This is a genomic window from Spiroplasma culicicola AES-1 (assembly GCF_000565175.1).
GTDB lineage: Bacteria > Bacillota_I > Bacilli_A > Mycoplasmatales > Mycoplasmataceae > Spiroplasma_A > Spiroplasma_A culicicola.
Genome location: NZ_CP006681.1, coordinates 1155556 through 1175131 on the forward strand (window position 1 = coordinate 1155556; position 19576 = coordinate 1175131).

A 19576-nucleotide genomic window follows, 5' to 3' on the forward strand; every position below is an offset into this window, starting at 1 on the left:
TTGTTCCTCCTAAAAATTAAAATACTTCTTCTAATAATACTGTTTGAGTTCTATCTGGTCCAACAGAGAAACCAACAATATCTGTTTCACAAATTTTTTCAATTAGTTTTAAATAATTTTTTGCAGCATCAGGTAATTCTGTAAATGAAGTTACCTTTGTAATATCTTCACTTCATCCTGGAGTTGAAATATAAACTGGTTCACATTTTTCAAATTCCTCTGAAGTTGCTGGTACATTTGTTATTTCTCTTCCATCTAATAAATATTTGTTACAGATTTTAATTTCATCCATTCCAGATAAAACATCTAATAGGGTAATAAATAATTTGTCTAATCCAGAAGTTCTAATTGAATATTTTAATGCAACTGCATCAAGTCATCCAATTCTTCTTGGTCTTTTTGTATTTGATCCATATTCATTTCCACGTTCTCTAATACCATCTCCAATGGCATCATTTAATTCTGTAGGAAATCCTCCAGCTCCAACTCTTGTTGAATAAGCTTTAACAACTCCTAGAATCGAATCAACATATTTAAATCCAAGTCCTGTTCCTAAAGCAACATTACTTGCAGAACAATTTGAACTTGTAACGTATGGATAAGTTCCATGATCTATATCTAGCATTGCACCTTGTGCACCTTCAAATAAAACTTTTTTTCCTTCTTTAATTGCAGCTTCAACATATTCACCACTATCAATAATATTATTTTTGATAGTATTGTAATCTTCAATTAATTGGTTATATGTATTTTCAAAATCATTTAATTCAATGTTATACATATTCTTTAAAAATTTTTGTTGGTATAAATAAATTTGTTCAAATCTTTGTTTGAAATTTGGATTTGCAAGATCGCCAAGTCTCACTCCAATACGTGAAACTTTGTCTTGATAAGCTGGTCCAATTCCTCTTTTAGTTGTTCCAATTTTATTTTCACCTTTTGAATCTTCTTGTGCTCCATCAATTAGAATATGATAAGGTAATACAAGTTGTGTTCGATTTGAAATTAATAATGTTCCATATTCCACTCCAGAATTTTTAATAATTTCAAATTCACTAACAAGTTGTCTTAAATTTAAAACACAGCCATTTCCAATAACATTGATAACTTTTTTATTAAAAATTCCTGAAGGTATAATTGTTACTTTATGTTTTTGTCCGTTGAAATTAATTACATGTCCTGCATTATCTCCTCCAGAAAATCTCACTACTATATTTGTTTTTTGAGCAAAGTAGTCAGTAACTTTTCCTTTACCTTCATCACCTCATTGTGATCCAACAACAACTAATGTGTTATATTTTTTCATTTTGTTTCTCCTCTATTTGTTAAACATATTCATAACTTTTTTAAAATCAGAATCTTGAACAAAGATTTTTAAAAAGTCAGAAATATCATTTACTCTTTGTTTTATACTTTCAATTTCATTATTATTCATTTTTGATAAAACTCAATCAACGATTTTATATTCCTTATTTGGTGGAGGATCAATTCCAATTCTTAGTCTGTTAAACTGATCACTTCCCAATAAAGCAATAATATTTTTAATACCATTATGTCCTCCAGCGCTTCCTTTTTCTCTAAAGCGTGCTGAAGCAAGTGGTAAATCCTTATCATCATAAATCACAATTATATCTTTAATATTTATTTTATAAAAATTCATAATTGCAATTAATGCTTGTCCAGAAAGATTCATAAAAGTTTGAGGTTTTGCAAAAATAACTTTTTCACCATTAATTGATGAAAAAAATAATTGTGCTTTTAAATCTTCTTTTGAATTTTGAAATCCATATCTTTCAAGTAAACAATCAATAGCTATAAAACCAGCGTTATGACGTGTGACTTCATATTGTTTTCCTGGATTACCTAGTCCAATAATTAATTTAGGCATTTTATTTTTTAAATTCCTTTAAATATTCTTCAACAGTTTTTGTAAGTGAATCTTTAAAATCATGATATACATTTGTTAATGATGATTTTTCATATGAACTTAAAATCATATTTGAAAGTAAATTTGAAACTGTAACAATTTTTAATCCTTCAAATTTTCTTTCTTCAGGAATATCAATTGTATCTGTTACAATAACTTCTTTGACAATACCTTCATTAATTGCATCTTGCATTTTTGAAGTTGCATCTCCATTAAATAAACCATGACAAGCAAATAAATAAATATCTTCTGCTCCAGCTTCTTTTAAAGCTCTTGCTCCATTTATAATTGTTCCTCCAGTATCAATCATGTCATCAATAACAAAACAAGTTTTATTTTGGATATCTCCTAAAATGAATTCTACTTCTGCTTTATTTGGTTCAGGTCTTCTTTTTGCAATTACTGCAATTCCAGTTGTAATTTGTCCTGTATAACTGGCAACTCCATGAACTCTAGTAAGACCACCATGATCAGGTGAAACTAAGATACAGTTTTCAGGGTCTAATTTATTTTTAATAATTGTGTCGATAATTTCACTTGCCATAGTTTGTGCAGTTGAAAAATTATCTGTTGGAATATTAAAAAATCCCATAGTTTGTGCTGAATGAAGATCAACTGTAATTACACGATTTGCTCCAGCTGTTTCAATTAAATTTGCAACAAGTCTAGCAGTAATTGGTTGTCTTCCTTTTGCTTTTCTATCTTGACGTGCATATCCAAAATATGGAATAACCACATTAATTTTTTGTGCACTAGCTCTTTTAAATGCGTCAATGGCAATTAATAATTCCATTAAATTGTCACTCACAGGTTGATTAGTTGATTGAATAATATAAATTTCTTGTCCTCTCACTGAGTCAAGAGATTGTACTATCATCTCTCCATCCTTAAATTTTGAAGTTTTTGCTTGTGATTCTGTTACTTCTAATAAATCACAAACTTTTTTAGTTAATGGCTTATTTGATGATAATCCAAAGATTTTTATGCTATCTTTATTCATGTTTGTATTTATCTCCCCTTTAATAATAACAAATTTCAACTATTTATTTAGTCAAAAAGAAAATATAAAAAGTAAATTGAAAAAAACCTTGTCTGTGAGTATCAAAGAAAGGTATTTATATTAATAAATTAAAAAGTTTGGCCCTTGTAGACAAGGTTTTTGAACCTAAATTTATCTATTTACTAATTTAAAAATCATATATAATATAAAAAGTGACTAAAAAAGGGCATTTTATAAGGAGTTATTATGGGATTAGCAAATTTATACGATATATCACACAAAAATGGAGATAAAAAATTATATGAAAATACTGCAATAAAAATAAATAAAGGTGAGCACATCGCTTTAATAGGGCCAAACGGTGCTGGAAAAACAACTTTATTAAATATTATTGCAGGAAAAATTTTACCAGATAAAGGTGAAGTTGAAATTCATCCAAAAACTAAAATTGGTTATTTAGATCAACATCAAGATGTTGATGGTGAACAACTAGTTGAAGATTATTTAAAACTTGCATTTAGTTATCTATATGAATTAGAAGCAAGAATGAATAAAATTTATGAAGATATGGCAATTGAATATAACGAAGATGAATTAGTAAAAGCTTTAAAATACCAAGATACATTAAATTTAAATGACTTTGAAATGATTGATAAAAAAATTGGAAACCTAGTTGATGGATTAGGAATTGGTTTAGATAAGTTAAAAATGAAAATGGGAGAATTATCTGGGGGTCAAAGAGGAAAAGTTATTCTTGCAAAACTTTTACTAAGCGGTGATGATTTTTTACTTTTAGACGAACCTACAAACTTCTTAGATATTCAACAAGTTGAATGACTTGCAAAATTCTTACAGAACTATGAAAAGGCTTTTGTAATGGTATCTCATGATAATGATTTTATTAATAAAACTTGTGGCATTATTTACGCTTTAGATAATTTAAGACTAACTCGCTTTGTTGGAAACTATGATAAGTATCTAGCAGATTCAGAAATGCTTAAAGAACAATATGATAAAGCTTTTGCATCACAGCAAAAAACAATTAAGAAATTAGAAACTTTTGTTGCTAAAAATAAAGCTAGAGCAAGTACTGCAAAGTCTGCACAATCAAGACAAAAAATATTAGACAAAATGGATGTAATGAATGAAAGAAGAGATCTTACAAAACCAAATTTTAATTTTAATTATAAACGTCCAGCAAGTGCTACTATTTTAGAAGCTAAAAATTTAATTATTGGTTATGAACATCCGTTACTTCATGAATTAAACTTTTCTATTCGTGAAGGTGAAAAATGTATTATTACTGGAAGAAACGGGATTGGAAAAACTACATTTTTAAAAACTGCTTCAACAGAAATTAAACCTTTTGATGGTGGTGTTGAATTAGGAAATGGTGTTGAATACGCTTACTTTAAACAAATTGAAGATGTGACAGGAATTAATGCTGTTCAATATTTATTAAGAAAGTTTCCCGATATTACTGATTCAGAAGCTAGAGCAAAAATTGGACAATTTGGTGTTAAAAGTTCATTAATGATGCAACCAATGGAAAAACTATCTGGAGGAGAGCAAACAAGAGTAAGACTTGCAGCTCTAAGTATGATTCCATGTAGTCTTTTAGTACTTGATGAACCTACAAACCACATTGATGTATTAGCAAAAGAAGCACTTTTAGATGCAATACAAGCATTTAAAGGTACTGTTTTATTAACAACTCACGATATTAATTTTTCAACTTTATGAGCAGATAGAGTTATAGATTTTGAAACTTTAGTGTAAAATTATCTTATATCAAATTATATTGGGAGGTATTTTTATGGATAAAAACTTTGATTCTGGTTGTTTTAAATGTATTGAAGAAATGCAAAAAACAAACCAAGGTGGCGCTGCTGCAAGTATTTTAACAATGAAAATGCAACAAGGAATTGCACAACAAGATTTGGATAACATTCACTTATGTGCAAAACATTCTTAAAAAAAAGATATCTTACGATATCTTTTTTTTAATAAATGTTGATCCACTTCCTGACATTATACCCTCTTTTGTATATTGTTCTAATTCTGGATAAAGTGTAACTGCTGCTTTAGTAAGATAATTTATTTCTTGGTTATAACCTACTTTATCAAATTGTTCATAGACTGCTTTGGTTTCACAATTTATATTTGTAAAGATTAAATCTTCTTTAAAAATTTTAATATTGCTCTCAGTTTTTTCAACTATTTCACCATAACCTTTTACAATTGCTACATCAAATCCCGAAATAAAATAATAAGAATCATACCCAACTTTAAGTGCTATTTCATTTCAAATTGTTTGAGAAATTTTACAATCTCCTATTAAATATTTTGCTAATGCAATTGCATTACTTGTTCCCCCACCAAGTCCTGAACCGATAGGAATCTTTTTTTCTAATCTAATTGTAAAGAATTCAGTGATTATATTATTTTTTCTTAGTATATTTAAAACATCAAAAATAAAATTTGATTTAGTTAATTGCTCAATATTACATTCAATGACATCCTGAGCTAAACTATTTTTTTCTATAATTAAAGTATCATACAGGTTTTCAACCTTTGTAATTAAACTTTCAATTTTATGATATCCACTATTATCTTTGGGAAATACTTTTAAATTTAAATTTACTTTTGCATAAGAATTTATTTTCATTGAGCTACCTCATTATATATAGATATAAAATCTTCAATACTTAAATTTTCTGGCCTTTTCATAGGATTAATTTTTAATTTTTCCAATGCTAATTGTGATTGAGATTTATTAGCAGTTAATTGCCCTAAATTATTCAATATTGTTTTTCTTTTATTGTTAAAAAGTTTTCTAACCATTTCAACAAATTTTTGATCATCATTTACACTATTCAAATATTTATTATTAAATTTTAGACTTATAATTGCTGAATCAACTTTTGGAACTGGTCTAAACATATTTTTATTTACAGTAAATTCATATTTTAATTCAGAATAAAACTGACATGCAATAGAAAGATTATTATAATTATTTTCATTTTGTTTTGCACAAATTCTTGTTGCGACTTCTTTTTGAACCATAAAAATAGCTGCATCTAAATTAGTAGAAAAATTTAAAGTTCTAAAAATTATTTGACTAGTAATGTAATAAGGTGTATTTGATATTAATGAGATTTTTTTATAACCTAATTTTAAGAATTGCTCAAAGTCTATATTTAAGACATCATCAATTATTAGTTCAAAGTTTGGCTCTGTAATTTCAAATTTTAGAACATACTCCATATCCTTATCAATTTCAATTGCAATAACTTTTTCAAATCTCTTAACAAGTTCTTTAGTTAAAGCTCCTCTTCCTGGACCAATTTCTATTATTAAATGTTTTTCATCTTGATCTAAAATATTTATAATTTTATTAATTAAATTTTTATCACTAATAAAGTTTTGACCAAATTTTTTCTTTGCAAATTCCATTTAAGATACTCCTAAAATTTTTTTAACATCTTCAACATTTAAATTTAATAAGTTTAATCATTGAAATAATTTTTTTGAATTAATTTTTTCATTTCAATTAAAGTGACTGGCAATTTTGATTCTATTTTTTATATTATAAAAGTCATTTTCTAAATATTGTTTTCAAGTTAAAGTTTCTATTTCTTTTCCATTAAATTGTATCAAGTTTTTTAATGCTTCACGTATATCTTCTTCATTTGCTTCTGCGATTCCAATTTTTTTTGAATTTTTTATGCTTTTCTTATTGATAAATGCGTTAAAACATTTAAAATTAAGATATGCATTAATGGTATCGCGGATTTTAACTCCAGGACCATCAGGGTCTGTAAAAATTATTACACCTCGTACATCATTAAGGTCACGTATCAATTGTAAAATTTTATTATCTAAGGCAAGTCCATTTGTTTCAATGGTATCAATATTATCAGATCCATAAATTAATTTTAGTTTATTAGTGTCTGTTTTACCTTCAACAATTATGACTTGTTCAATTTTCATATCAAATAACACCTTTCTTATACTTTAACTAGTATTTTTATAGTTATTATAGTATAATTATACACGAAGGGTTTTTTTCTTATAGAGGAGGAAATAAATATGGCATCATGAGACCGTAAAAGAGAATTCGTTGCTTTAGACTTAGGTACTGCTAACGTAGTAGCATACTTAGGGGGACAAGGGATCATTTATAATGAACCTTCAACAATGGCATACGATGTACATACAAACACAGTTATAGCAGCTGGAGAACAGGCTTACGAAATGGTTGGTAAAACTAACGAAGACATTAGAATGGTTGTACCATTAGTTGACGGAGTTATTGCTGACTTAGACGCTGCAAAAGATTTAATCAAAATCATCTTTTCACGTATCAAATTATCAGATATCTTAAAAAATGCTTTAGTAGTTCTTGCCTGCCCTTCAGGAGTTACTGAATTAGAAAGAGGAGCATTGAAACAAGTTGTTGCTGATATGGGAGCAAAAAATGTTCTTGTTGAAGAAGAAGTTAAATTATCAGCTATTGGAGCTGGAATTAACATCTCAATCGCTAGTGGACACTTAGTTGTTGACATTGGTGGGGGAACAACAGATATCGCTATTATTTCTGCTGGAGATATTGTTATCTCAAGATCAATCAAAACAGCTGGAAATCACTTTGACGAAGAAATTAGAAAATACATTCGTGCAGAGTACAACGTACTAATCGGAATTAAAACTGCTGAAAAAATTAAAATTGAGATCGGTTCATTAACAAAAATCGATAACGGACGTACATTCCGTGCATTCGGAAGAGACGTTATTTCAGGGTTACCAAGAGAAGTTGTTATTTCACCAGATGAAGTAAAAAATGCATTATTAGCACCATTTTCAAAAATTACTGACTTAATTGTTGAAGTAATGGAAAATACACCTGCTGAATTAGCTGGAGATATTATTAGAAATGGTATTACTATTTGTGGTGGTGGAGCTTTATTAAGAGGAATCGATACATACTTTGAATCAATTTTCCAATTAAAAGTTACAAAAGCTCAAGATCCTTTATTAACAGTTATTGAAGGAACTAAAGAATACGAAAAACAAATCGAAAAATGATTAGACGTAGTTGAATTACGTGATTCAAGAGAATACAACATTAAATAATAAAAAAGAAGCTAGAAGTTACAAGCTTCTTTTTTATTTTATTGCCATTTTTTTACAAAATAATACAACTATTATAATAAAAATAGTTAAAATATATTTAGATAGTTGAGGGATACTTATGGCAAAAATAACTTTAAACCAGAGAAGACACATCGCAATTGATGTTGGTACAAGTAAAACAAAAATTCACATTGAAAATTTAGGTCTAGTATTTAATGCAGCAACATTGGTTGCCCTAGATTTTAAAACTAGAAGAGTAGTAGCAGTTGGAGATGATGCCAAAAAGTTTGTGGGGAAACTTAGTGGATCATTACAACTTAAATATCCTATGAAACGTGGTGTCATTACAGATATGGCTATGCTTAAACTATTTTTATCAGCTGTTTTAAGTAAATATAAAAATGAATTGGATGGAGCAATTGTTACATTGGCTTGCCCTACAAGTGTAACTACTTTAGAAAGAAATTCCTTAATTAAATCAATTAAGGAATTGGGTGTATATCATGTTCAAGCTGAAGATGATGTTAAGCTTGCCCTATTAGGTGCTGGAGTTGATATTACAAAACCTAATGGTTACTTATGTTTAGATATTGGAGCTGGAAAATCAACAGCTGCAATTATTGCAACTAATGGTACAGTATGTACAAAATGATCAAAATCTGGGGGAAACTCAATGGATTTAGATATAATAAAACATTTAAAAAGCAAAGAACAAATGTTAATTGGAGAAATAACAGCAGAATCAATTAAAAATTCTATTGCTACTTTAATTAAAACAAAAGAACCTTTAAAAACTAGTGCCTATGGATATGATTTAAATTCAGGTCTTCCAAAAGAAGTAATATTACAAGATAAAGATATTCTAAAAATTGTGCAATCAACATTTGGAAATTTAACAAACTTAATAACTACAGTTCTTGAAGAAGCTCCCAACGAATTAGCTGGAGATGTTATTAAAAATGGAATTGTTGTAACTGGAGGAGTTGCATTAATTCCTGGAGTTAAATTTTATTTAGAAGATTTCTTTGAAATACCTGTTAGAGTTGCTAAAAATGCTTTAACAGCAACAATTGATGGAGCAATTGCTCACAAAGAATTGACAATTGAAGACATGGAATTTAGTTCACAAAAAGAGGAATTTTTCTAGATTCCTCTTTTTTATTTTTTAATGTGCTACACTCTATATGGTGTTGAGAATGAGTAAGAAAAAAATCTATGAATATAACAATGAGCTAATCCCTCAAGTTGATAAGATATATTTTCATAAAACATTTGAAGTATGTTTACATAAGCAAATTTGTCTAGATAAAAGAGATGAATTATATAAATGTACTTCATGTTTTACAGTTTTTTTATTTAATAAAGCAAATTTTAAGAATTTTAAAAAAAGAATTATTAAAGAATTTGATTTTGAAACTGCAGAAAAGGATTTAAAGAAAAAAATTCAAGAAAAAGAAAATGAAATTGAATATGAAGAAGACTTAAAAACTTATTATGATTTATATTAATTATCATTTTTTTAAGTTATAATCTTTCTATATATTTCTACAGACAATTTTCATATTGAAAGTTGTCTTTTTTTATGTTAAAATCATATCAGATTATGTATTCTACTTTTAACTAGAAATACGTAATTCATTTTTAAAATAAATTAAAAGAAAAAGGAGAGCGTAACATGGCAAATAAAAAACCAACATTCGTGTCAATGGACTTAGGTACTGCAAACACACTTGTTTACATTGCTGGACAAGGTATTGTTTATAACGAACCTTCAATCGTTGCATACAGAATTAAAGAAAACAAAATCGTTGCTGTAGGGGAAGAAGCTTACAAAATGATCGGGAAAGGTAACAAAACAATCCGTGTTGTTAGACCAATGGTTGATGGAGTTATTACTGACATTAGAGCAACTGAAGCTCAATTAAGATATATTTTTACAAAATTAAGAATTACAAAACAATTAAGACACTCAATCATGCTATTAGCATGTCCTTCAGTTATTACTGAATTGGAAAAAACAGCGTTGAAAAAAATCGCTATTAACTTAGGAGCAGACCAAGTATTCGTTGAAGAAGAAGTTAAAATGGCTGCTTTAGGTGGAGGAGTAAATATTTATGCTCCAACAGGAAACTTAATCGTTGATATGGGTGGGGGAACTACTGATATTGCTGTATTAGCATCAGGAGATATCGTTCTATCAAAATCAATTAAAGTTGCTGGAAACTACTTAAATGATGAATGTCAAAAATTCATTAGATCACAATACGGACTAGAAATCGGTTCAAAAACAGCTGAATCAATTAAAGTTAACGTTGGATCATTATCAAAATACCCAGACGAAAGACGTATGAAAGTTTATGGTCGTGACGTTGTTTCTGGATTACCAAGAGAAATCGAAATTACACCAGAAGAAGTACGTGAGGTATTGAAAGTACCAGTATCAAGAATTATTGACTTAACAGTTCAAGTATTAGAAGATACACCACCAGAATTAGCTGGAGATATCTTTAGAAATGGTATTACTATTTGTGGAGGTGGAGCCTTGATTAGAGGAATCGACAAATACTTCGCAGATACATTACAATTACCAACAAAAATTGGTGAACAACCATTATTAGCCGTAATTAACGGAACTAAAAAATTCGAATCAGAAATCTGAGAAATTATTAAAGCTCAAAGATTACACGATGACATCATGGGTAGATAATCCCTTTTAAAGTTTTATTAGATATATAACAATAAAAGGAGGTTTATATTCATGTATATTGAAACAAATAGACCTTTCATTTCCCTAGATCTAGGAACAAGCAATATCCTTGCTTATGTCTCAGGTCAGGGAATTGTTTATAGTCAACCAAGTTTAATGGCTTATGATAATAACCTAAATAAACTTATTGCTATTGGCCAAGAAGCTTATGAAATGGTCGGAAAAGTAAATGATCACATTAGAATGGTTACTCCATTAGTTGATGGAGTTATTGCAGACTTAGATGCTGCAAAAGATTTATTAAAGCATATCTTTGACAGACTAAAAATGATGAACTTTTGAAAATCATCTGTTGTTGTGCTTGCGTGTCCGAGTGGAGTTACTGAATTAGAGCGTGATGCTTTAAAAATGGTTGCCAAAGACATGGGAGCTGACTTAGTGGTTGTAGAAGAAGAAGTTAAAATGTCTGCACTAGGTGCTGGAGTTAACATCGAATTACCTATGGGGCACTTAATTGTTGATATTGGTGGGGGAACTACTGATATTGCAATTGTTGCTTCTGGAGATGTTGTACTTTCAAGATCTGTTAAAGTTGCTGGAAACTATTTCAATGATGAAATATTGAAATTCGTTCGTGCTGAATACAACATTGCTGTGGGAATTAAAACTGCAGAAAACATTAAGAAAAACATTGGTTCATTAGTGAAATATCCAAATGAACGTTCAATGCAAATTTATGGTAGAGATATTGTTTCTGGTTTACCAAAAGAAGCAAAAGTCAATTCTGAAGAAATTAGAAATGTTCTTTTAGGAGCATTTGGACGAATTACTGATTTAGTAATTGAAGTTATGGAAAGTACACCTCCTGAATTAGCTGGAGATATCATGAAAAATGGTATCGTGTTATGTGGTGGTGGAGCATTAGTAAGAAACGTTGATAAATATTTCCATGATATTTTCCAATTACCTACAAGAATTGCAGCAGATCCTTTGAACTGTGTTATTGAAGGAACTAAAGCATACGAAAAAATAATTTTAAGAAAAATTGAAGAAGGCTTCTATGATGATAGTCAAGAAACATTCCTACAAACATTAAAAAAATAAGGTTTACACCTTATTTTTTTTCTGCTCTTTTTGTTTTTGTTTTTCTAACTTTTCTTTTGCTTTAGTTTGCTCTTTTAATTGTTTTATTTTGGCAATTTCTTCTTTTTCTTCTGGGGTTTTCTTTTTAAAGATTGAAAACACTCCATCATTTTTTTGATCTGGTAATAATAAGTTTAAGGTTACTCCTGAAACAGTTGCAACAAACATTCCAGTTAATTGGAAACCTGAATTTCCAAATGATATTGCAACTCCCGAAACTCCCATTCCTACTCCAACAGCTAATGTCACAGATAAAACAATAAAGTTTTTAGTATTACTAAAGTCAATTTTGTTATCAACCATAATTTTGACACCATTTGAGGCAATTAATCCAAATAAGATAACCCCTATTCCTCCCATTACGGGTTTTGGAATCATCATTATTAATTGATTAATTGGGGCAATGAAACTCATAGTTAATGCCATAATTGCAGCAAGTCCTGTAACTCATACACTTGCAATTTTTGTCATTCCTACAACACTTGTATTTTCAGAATAAGTTGCATTAACAGGTCCCCCAACTATACCAGCAAACATAATTGATACTCCATCAGCCATTAGTGTACGACTAATTCCAGGGTCTTTAATATAATCTCTATTTGTTAAAGTTCCAATATTAATGTGATCTCCTAAATGCTCTGTAATTGTTATCAATGAAATTGGTACAATTGATAACACAGCTGGAGCAATTTTTGATGAATCAACATTGGTAATATTTTTAAAACTTGGATATCATTCCCAATTTTTTACATCTGTTATTAAATCAGTTTCAATTAATTTAATTCCTGTAAAACTAAATGAGAAGTGAATAATAACTACAACTACATATCCAATTACTAATGCCATTAAAATTGGAACTGCTTTTAAAAAGCTTTTAGCTTTTAAAACACAGATTGCAGCAACAATAATTGTAAATAATCCAATTAAAATTGCCAATCATTGAGGATAATTCAGTCCAACTTCTTCAATTGAAGTTTTAACATCATCTCAAACTCACAATCCCATATTTTGTAATGCGCTTGTAACTGCACTCATCCCTACAATTATTACAATTGGGCCAATTACAATTGGTGAGAATGCTTTTTTAACTCATGCAGATCCAGTTCAATGAATTATGAATCCTAAGATTACATAAACTACCCCTACTGCAAAGACTGCAATAAAAACTGCATTTCCTCAATCTTGTCACCCAAGTCCAATTACTGTCATGTAAGCAAAACTACTTCCTAGATAAATTGGCACTTTTGCTGAAGTTAATGCAATATAAATTAATGTTCCAACTCCTGCACAAAATAATGCCATTGAAATATTAATAACAGTTTCTCCAGCTAATGAATTTATAACCATTGGTACAAGCACTGTGGCACCAAACATGGCAAAAACATGTTGAATTGATAAGATAATTCATTGTCCAATATTTTTAGGCCTTTGATGTGGCTCTAAAATAAGATTTACTTTCTTTTCTTCCATACTTCCTCCTAAAAAAATTACAAAAAAAATCAATTCATAAAATGAATTGATTTAAAAAGATATATATAAATTAGAAAAACGAGAAACAGATGTTTTTTCTTGAATTATTGAATTTTGTTTGATTATTTTAATCATAACTGTACCTCTTTTTTCTTAAAAATAATTATACATAGATTTTCAATAAAATTTAGTTTTTTTTATTTTTTTATAAAGTTATCCACATTTATTCATACTTTAAAAATAAATCAATGTTTATGGGGATTTAAACTATAGAAATAATAACTTTACAAAAAAATGCCAATTTATGCACATTTAAAATTTCCTAAAAAGTATTTAATTTGCTTTATTATTTTAGACAATGTATAATATGAATACATATAGTTTTATGGTTTAGGAGGAATAATATGAAATTTGAAGATCGTACATTTATTGCCTTGGACTTAGGTACAAGCAACATCCTTGCTTTCGTTGGAAAACAAGGAATAGTATATGATGAACCATCAATTATGGCTTATGACAACATTACTAACACATTAACAGCTTTGGGTAGAGAAGCATACGACATGTTAGGAAAAACTCACGATGACATTAGAATGGTTGTTCCAATTAGAGACGGAGTTATTACTGATTTAGATGCTGCAAAAGATATGTTAAAACATGTTTTTTCAAAACTAAAAATGTTAAATGATTGAAAAAACTCAATAATTTTATTAGCTTGTCCTAGTGAAGTTACTGAATTAGAGCGTGATGCTTTAAAACAAGTTGCTTACGATATGGGAGCAGAAATTGTTATTGTTGAAGAAGAAGTAAAAATGGCAGCACTAGGTGCTGGAATTAGTATTGACATGCCAAAAGGTCATGTTGTAATTGATATTGGTGGGGGAACTACTGATATTGCTATCATTTCAGCAGGAGATGTTGTTATTTCAAGATCTGTTAAAGTTGCTGGAAATGCATTTGACGAAGAAATTAAAAAATACATTCGTTCAGAATACAATGTAACAATTGGAGAAAGAACTGCAGAAAACATTAAAATGGAATTAGGTTCTTTAGCAAAATATAAAGGTGAAAGAACAATGTCTGTATTTGGTAGAGACATCGTTTCTGGATTACCAAAAGAAGCAATTATTAGTTCAGAAGAAATTAGAAATGTATTAGTAAACTCATTTAGTAGAATTACTGATTTATTAATTGAATTAATGGAAAATACACCTCCTGAATTAGCTGGAGATATCATCGGAAATGGATTTATGATTTGTGGTGGGGGTTCAAAAATTAGAGGTATTAAAGAATACTTTACTGGAATCTTCTCAGTACCATGTAAAATCTCTCCAAATCCATTAACTGGAGTTGTTGAAGGAGCAAAAGTGTTCCAAAAAACAATTAACAAAAGAATTGAAAATGATTACTATGGAAAAAACGCAAAAGACGTTAAAAAAGGTAGTCAAAGTAATTTAATTTAATAAATAAAAAAACTTCAATATGAAGTTTTTTTATTTATTTAAAATGCCAAACATAATTTGAGCATTACGGGTTGTTGAATCAATTACATCATCTTTATTTAGGTTTTTAAGTTTAGCAATTTTATCAATTGTATGGACAATTTCTTTTGAAGTATTTAATTTACCTCTATTTGGAACTGGTGCTAAATATGGAGCATCAGTTTCTACTACTAAATGATTTATTGATAGTTTTTGAACTGCTTCTTGCAAATCAATGGCATTATTAAATGTAACAACTCCTGGAATTGAAATATAATATCCTTTGTCTGTAAATTTTTTTGCCAATTCATAGCCTTTTGTATAGCAATGAACAACAGCTCTTTTAACTTCAAGTTCATCTAAAATTTCTAATGCATCATAATATGCTTGATCTGATCCATCAACATCGCGTAAATGCATCATTACTAATAAATCATTATCTAATGCAATTTGAATTTGTCTTTTAAAAATTTCCTTTTGTTTTTCTTTAAATTCATCTGTGTAGTAATAATCTAAACCTATCTCACCAATTGCAACAACATTTTCTGCATGAGCTGCAATCTCAATTTCATTTAACTCATCTTCTGTAGTTTTATCTGCTTCAGTTGGATGAATTCCGACTGCTGCATAAACATTTTCATATTTGATTGCATATTTTGTTGCTTGTTTTGAAGAATGAACATCAAACCCAACACAACAAAAATGAGTTACACCATGCATATTAGCTTCTTTAATCATTTCATCTGTTTCAATTCCAAGTTCCTTGTATCTTTTATCATTGAAATGTGTATGTGTATCAAATATCCCTGCCATATTTTTACCTACTTTCCTAAACAATATTTTTTAAAAATATTATTTATAATTTCTTCATCCGCATCTATTATACCAAGTATATTATTTAAAATATCTAAGGCATTATATAAATCTAAATTAATCATATCAATTGTAAAACCTTGATTCAAATTTTTAATTGAAGTTTGAATCAATTCAAATATTTTTTCTAAATTAATAATTGAATTCATATTTGTAATAATTGGTAAACTCGATTCTAAAACTTCTTCATTGTTTCACATTGCCTCAATTTTTTTTATAAGTGGTTCAACATTATTTTCCTTTGCACTGATAAAAATCATATCTTTAGAATTATTTTTTAAATTATGCAATTGTTTTTGATCAAGTATATCAATTTTATTTCTTACAATAATAAAATTTTTGTCTTTAATTTTTGACATGATTTCATCATCAATTTGATTATCAATTACATATAAAATTAATTCTGCTTGTGAAATTAATTTTAAACTTTTTTCAATTCCAATTTGTTCAACAGCATCTTGTGTTTTTCTAATTCCCGCTGTATCAATTAAATTTAATGTAAAATTATCAAAGTTTAATTGTCCTTCAACTATATCTCGAGTTGTTCCTTCAATATCTGTGACAATTGCTTTATCTTCATTAATTAAAGAATTTAATAAAGAAGATTTACCAACATTTGGAGCACCAAGAATTAAAGTTTGAATTCCTTCATTAATATTTTGTGCTCTTTTACTAATATTAATAATTTTTTTTAAATTATTATTTGTTAATTGTAAAACTTTTGAAATACTTTGAGAATCTGAACCCTCAATATCATCATAATCTGGATAATCAATTGAAGTTTGAATTCTTGAAATTATATCAACTAAATTTTCTTTAATATTTAAAAGTTCCTTATTATTTTGACCTGTAACTCCAATTGCATTAATTTTAAGTGCAAGTTCATTTTTTGACTCTATCAAATTGTTAATTGACTCTGCTTGAAGTAAATTAATTTTGCTATTTAAAAAAGCTCTTTGTGAAAATTCTCCTGGTTCAGCCATTCTTGCTCCATTATTTATTAAAAGAGAAATAATTTTTTTAGTAACAAGAACTCCACCATGACAATTTATTTCAACAACATTTTCACCAGTGAAAGATTTTTTATCAATAAAAGTTATTATTAGAGCTTCATCAATTAAAAAATTGTTATCATAAATTTTTCTTAACTGTTGTGTATTTTTATAAATAAGATCGTCTTTTAAAATTTTGTTTGTTATTTTAAAAGCATCACTTCCCGATATTCTAATAATACTAATAGCTTGTTTTGCTAACTTAGTGGCAGGAGCAACTATTGTGTCTTCTAAAAATAATTTATTCATATACTTATTGCCTCCAAAAGTATTATAACAAATAAAAGAAGATGGACTTTAATCCATCTTATAAATTATATTAATGTTTTTACCTGCATAAATATTTACAGACTTTGATTTTATTTTTGAATATTTAATTGCTAATTTATAAATTTGTTTTCTGTGTTTTTTTGTTATTGAATACAATTTTGTTTCTTGTTTTGTTTTAATTGTATTTAAAATTTGATCTTTAATTTTATTAATATCAAAATTCTTAATTGATAAATATAATTGATAATAATCTGCGATTGCAAAAAATAATTTTATATTAAATTTTGCAATTATAATTTGATTTAATAATTTAACAATTGCCACACGACTTTCATCAGATAATATTTCTTTATTTGCAATCATAATAATATTTTTAGAATTATCTTTATCATAAAATAGTGAGTAGGCATTAAGATTAAATATTTCTTTTAATGTTTTTTTAATTGTATTTAAAATTTCTCTTCTTAAAGAATTTGTCATAAATAAAACCACTTCTTTTGAATCACTTTTAAAAACAATATTTGTTTCTTTAAGTGATTTGTCTAAAAAGTGGTTTATTTTATTATTTATTTTTAGCATTTTTAACATGTTTTGTTTTGCTATCCAAGATTGCTTTTTCTCTTTTTTTCAAGAATCTCTTAGCTTTGTTTTCTCTTAAGAAATGGAAAGTTAAGGTTTGTGCAATTTGGAATACTGAAGAGAAAATTCAATAAATAGCTACCCCTGAGGCAATTGAACTCACAATGAAGATAAACATTACAATAAATACAATTTGGAATATTAATTGTTTTTTCTTAGCTTTCTTCTGTTGTTCTGATTCAATTTTTTTCTTTTTCTTGAACATTTGTAAAAATGTTGGTAGCATCATTGAAACAATTTGTAATGGTAGATACACAGCAATTAATGCAAAGTATGCTCAATGACCTTCTTTAATTTGTGCTCATGGTTGCTCTGTAAGTGTTATTTTTCCAACTGTTGCAATTTTTAGTGCGTGAGTCGATCTAACAACTGAGAACATGGCAAATAGAAGTGGCATTGATAAGAATTGTGTTGCAATTGAACTTAAAGGACTAATTCCTTCTTTTTTATAAAGTGCCATCAATTCTAATTGTTGTTTTTGCTTTGCAGCTGGATCTGATGAACCTTTATATTTTTCTTGAATTTCTGCTTGTTTACCTTGTAATGAAGTCATACGTTCTTGATTAGCTTGAGTTTTTCAAGTAAATCCTAAAACAATTCCTCTAACAATCAATGATGTAAAGAATATTGCAAAGATTGCAGATACCCCATAATTTGATTTATTTTGACTTAGTAAACCTGCAGCATCAGTTCCAGAAAATAATCTAATAAACCCTACAAGTAAGAATGATAATGGGTATACAAAGAATCCATAAAATGGTGATCCAGTTTCTGTGAATGCCTGACCTCAATTTGAAATTACTTTATATTGGTATTCACTAATTGTTCCATCACTTTTTAAAACAAACCAGTGGGTCTTATTACCAAAATCATCTAGACTTTTAATAATAATTTCAAACCCAACTCCTGGTGCATAAATTTTATTTCCAGCCATATCAGTTACAGGTGAAACTACATAATCTGCTTGATACATTTGTACACAACCTCAAAGCATTGAGATTATAACAAACACAAACAATACTAATTTAGTTCATCCTCAGATGACTTTTAATATGTCTTTCTTGGTTTTTTTTCCTTTGCCACCATTATTCAAATACTTTGAATAATCTTGTTTATACAAATGATTCACCTCTCATCTTAACAAATTTTTGTTAGTAATCTATTTAATTCATTTGAATTATATTCGTATGATCTTTTTAAATACTCATTTCTAGCCATTATTATTATATGTTTTTTTTCCTCTTTAAGATTAATTAATTTATTATAAATCATCATTCTTATTTGTCTTTTAACTTTATTTCTAATAACAGCATTTCCCAGTTTCTTTCCAACTGAGATTCCATATTTAAAATTATCTTTTGCTTCTAGAAAATATATTATTAATGTTTTAGATTTCAAAAAATGTCTTTTAGAAATTATCTTTTGAAATTCATGGTTTTTTTTAATAATATTTATATTTTTCATAGATTAAGCAGATAATTTAGCTCTACCCTTAGCTCTTCTAGCTTTAATAACTTTTCTACCATTTTTAGTAGCCATTCTAGCTCTGAAACCATGAGTTCTAGCGTGTTTAATTTTACTTGGTTGTCATGTTCTTTTCATAGTGCTTCCTCCTTTTTAAAACAAAACTTCATTTAAAATTATATCTTATTTAATTGTCATATTTTAAAGAAGTTTAATTTTATTAATTTATAACTTGTGTACAAGAATATTAATAATTTAATATGTGGATAACTATTAAAAATATCTATTAATACTAATTAGTTTAGATTATAGTTATAAAGGTTTGAATAAAAAAATATCATTTTTTAGACTTATACACATTTTAAAAAAATATTCTTTTATAATGTAATTGTTGATATTTTGGAGGAAATTAAT

Annotated in this window: 21 protein-coding genes; 8 read left to right on the top strand and 13 right to left on the bottom strand. The window is 27.8% G+C overall.

Annotated elements, in window-relative coordinates; translation table 4 throughout:
* Window positions 1-16: 16 nt before the first annotated feature.
* From SCULI_RS05365 to SCULI_RS05375, 3 genes are read right to left on the bottom strand one after another with little or no spacing between them, the layout of a single operon-like run.
* Complete coding sequence (locus SCULI_RS05365) at window positions 17-1306, bottom strand: adenylosuccinate synthase (RefSeq protein WP_025363614.1); 1290 nt, start codon at window positions 1304-1306, stop codon at window positions 17-19.
* Window positions 1307-1318: 12 nt separating this feature from the next.
* Window positions 1319-1888: an aminoacyl-tRNA hydrolase gene (pth, locus tag SCULI_RS05370; protein WP_025363615.1), complete on the bottom strand. Its 570-nt coding sequence runs from the start codon at window positions 1886-1888 to the stop codon at window positions 1319-1321.
* Between the two features lies 1 nt (window position 1889).
* Entirely contained in the window at window positions 1890-2927 is a 1038-nt protein-coding gene (locus SCULI_RS05375) for a ribose-phosphate diphosphokinase (RefSeq protein WP_025363616.1), read from the bottom strand.
* 246 nt (window positions 2928-3173) lie between these two features.
* On the opposite strand from SCULI_RS05375, the gene SCULI_RS05380 reads away from it, so the two are divergent.
* Both SCULI_RS05380 and SCULI_RS05715 read left to right on the top strand, forming a co-directional pair.
* On the top strand, window positions 3174-4706 hold the full coding sequence (locus tag SCULI_RS05380) for an ABC-F family ATP-binding cassette domain-containing protein (RefSeq protein ID WP_025363617.1): 1533 nt from the start codon (window positions 3174-3176) through the stop codon (window positions 4704-4706).
* Window positions 4707-4743: 37 nt separating this feature from the next.
* The gene (locus tag SCULI_RS05715) at window positions 4744-4902 is read left to right on the top strand and encodes a hypothetical protein (RefSeq protein ID WP_169729823.1); all 159 of its coding nucleotides are present in this window, start codon (window positions 4744-4746) and stop codon (window positions 4900-4902) included.
* A gap of 12 nt (window positions 4903-4914) precedes the next feature.
* Here the strand turns inward: SCULI_RS05715 and SCULI_RS05385 are convergent, their stop codons facing one another.
* Genes SCULI_RS05385 through rnmV form a run of 3 tightly spaced genes read right to left on the bottom strand, consistent with a single transcriptional unit; the run spans window position 4915 to window position 6920 of the window.
* Window positions 4915-5595: a GHMP family kinase ATP-binding protein gene (locus SCULI_RS05385; protein WP_025363618.1), complete on the bottom strand. Its 681-nt coding sequence runs from the start codon at window positions 5593-5595 to the stop codon at window positions 4915-4917.
* Entirely contained in the window at window positions 5586-6383 is a 798-nt protein-coding gene (gene rsmA, locus SCULI_RS05390) for a 16S rRNA (adenine(1518)-N(6)/adenine(1519)-N(6))-dimethyltransferase RsmA (protein ID WP_025363619.1), read from the bottom strand. The genes SCULI_RS05385 and rsmA overlap by 10 nt, the downstream gene beginning before the upstream one ends.
* Complete coding sequence (rnmV, locus tag SCULI_RS05395; protein ID WP_025363620.1) at window positions 6384-6920, bottom strand: ribonuclease M5; 537 nt, start codon at window positions 6918-6920, stop codon at window positions 6384-6386.
* Between the two features lie 99 nt (window positions 6921-7019).
* On the opposite strand from rnmV, the gene mreB (SCULI_RS05400) reads away from it, so the two are divergent.
* The 5 genes from mreB (SCULI_RS05400) to mreB (SCULI_RS05420) all read left to right on the top strand — a co-directional run bounded on the left by mreB (SCULI_RS05400) (window position 7020) and on the right by mreB (SCULI_RS05420) (window position 11874).
* Window positions 7020-8063, top strand: coding sequence for a rod shape-determining protein (gene mreB / locus SCULI_RS05400; protein WP_025363621.1), 1044 nt, complete (start codon window positions 7020-7022; stop codon window positions 8061-8063).
* 118 nt (window positions 8064-8181) lie between these two features.
* The gene (locus SCULI_RS05405) at window positions 8182-9210 is read left to right on the top strand and encodes a rod shape-determining protein (RefSeq protein ID WP_038648469.1); all 1029 of its coding nucleotides are present in this window, start codon (window positions 8182-8184) and stop codon (window positions 9208-9210) included.
* A 49-nt stretch (window positions 9211-9259) separates the two neighbouring features.
* Window positions 9260-9571 carry a hypothetical protein gene (locus SCULI_RS05410; protein ID WP_025363623.1) on the top strand — a complete coding sequence of 104 codons (312 nt, stop codon included), beginning with the start codon at window positions 9260-9262 and terminating at the stop codon, window positions 9569-9571.
* A gap of 167 nt (window positions 9572-9738) precedes the next feature.
* A complete protein-coding gene (gene mreB, locus SCULI_RS05415) occupies window positions 9739-10770 on the top strand; it encodes a rod shape-determining protein (protein ID WP_025363624.1) in 1032 nt (343 codons plus the stop codon).
* A 51-nt stretch (window positions 10771-10821) separates the two neighbouring features.
* Window positions 10822-11874, top strand: coding sequence for a rod shape-determining protein (mreB, locus tag SCULI_RS05420; protein ID WP_025363625.1), 1053 nt, complete (start codon window positions 10822-10824; stop codon window positions 11872-11874).
* Between the two features lie 3 nt (window positions 11875-11877).
* Here mreB (SCULI_RS05420) and SCULI_RS05425 read toward each other — a convergent pair whose 3' ends face one another.
* Window positions 11878-13383: a uracil-xanthine permease family protein gene (locus tag SCULI_RS05425; RefSeq protein WP_025363626.1), complete on the bottom strand. Its 1506-nt coding sequence runs from the start codon at window positions 13381-13383 to the stop codon at window positions 11878-11880.
* 404 nt (window positions 13384-13787) lie between these two features.
* Here SCULI_RS05425 and mreB (SCULI_RS05430) point away from each other — a divergent pair, with 404 nt between their 5' ends.
* Window positions 13788-14846, top strand: a complete 1059-nt coding sequence (mreB, locus tag SCULI_RS05430; protein WP_025363627.1) for a rod shape-determining protein — start codon at window positions 13788-13790, stop codon at window positions 14844-14846.
* Between the two features lie 30 nt (window positions 14847-14876).
* Here the strand turns inward: mreB (SCULI_RS05430) and SCULI_RS05435 are convergent, their stop codons facing one another.
* The 6 genes from SCULI_RS05435 to rpmH are packed head-to-tail and all read right to left on the bottom strand — an operon-like array spanning window position 14877 to window position 19300.
* Window positions 14877-15677 (bottom strand): TatD family hydrolase, encoded by an 801-nt coding sequence (locus SCULI_RS05435; RefSeq protein ID WP_025363628.1) that lies wholly within the window; start codon window positions 15675-15677, stop codon window positions 14877-14879.
* Window positions 15678-15685: 8 nt separating this feature from the next.
* Window positions 15686-17029, bottom strand: coding sequence for a tRNA uridine-5-carboxymethylaminomethyl(34) synthesis GTPase MnmE (gene mnmE, locus SCULI_RS05440; protein WP_025363629.1), 1344 nt, complete (start codon window positions 17027-17029; stop codon window positions 15686-15688).
* Window positions 17030-17086: 57 nt separating this feature from the next.
* A complete protein-coding gene (locus SCULI_RS05445) occupies window positions 17087-17647 on the bottom strand; it encodes a hypothetical protein (protein ID WP_025363630.1) in 561 nt (186 codons plus the stop codon).
* A complete protein-coding gene (gene yidC / locus SCULI_RS05450) occupies window positions 17622-18827 on the bottom strand; it encodes a membrane protein insertase YidC (protein WP_407696082.1) in 1206 nt (401 codons plus the stop codon). The genes SCULI_RS05445 and yidC overlap by 26 nt, the downstream gene beginning before the upstream one ends.
* An 8-nt stretch (window positions 18828-18835) precedes the next feature.
* Window positions 18836-19162, bottom strand: a complete 327-nt coding sequence (rnpA, locus tag SCULI_RS05455; protein WP_025363632.1) for a ribonuclease P protein component — start codon at window positions 19160-19162, stop codon at window positions 18836-18838.
* A 3-nt stretch (window positions 19163-19165) separates the two neighbouring features.
* Window positions 19166-19300, bottom strand: a complete 135-nt coding sequence (rpmH, locus tag SCULI_RS05460) for a 50S ribosomal protein L34 (protein WP_025363633.1) — start codon at window positions 19298-19300, stop codon at window positions 19166-19168.
* Between the last annotated feature and the right edge of the window lie 276 nt (window positions 19301-19576).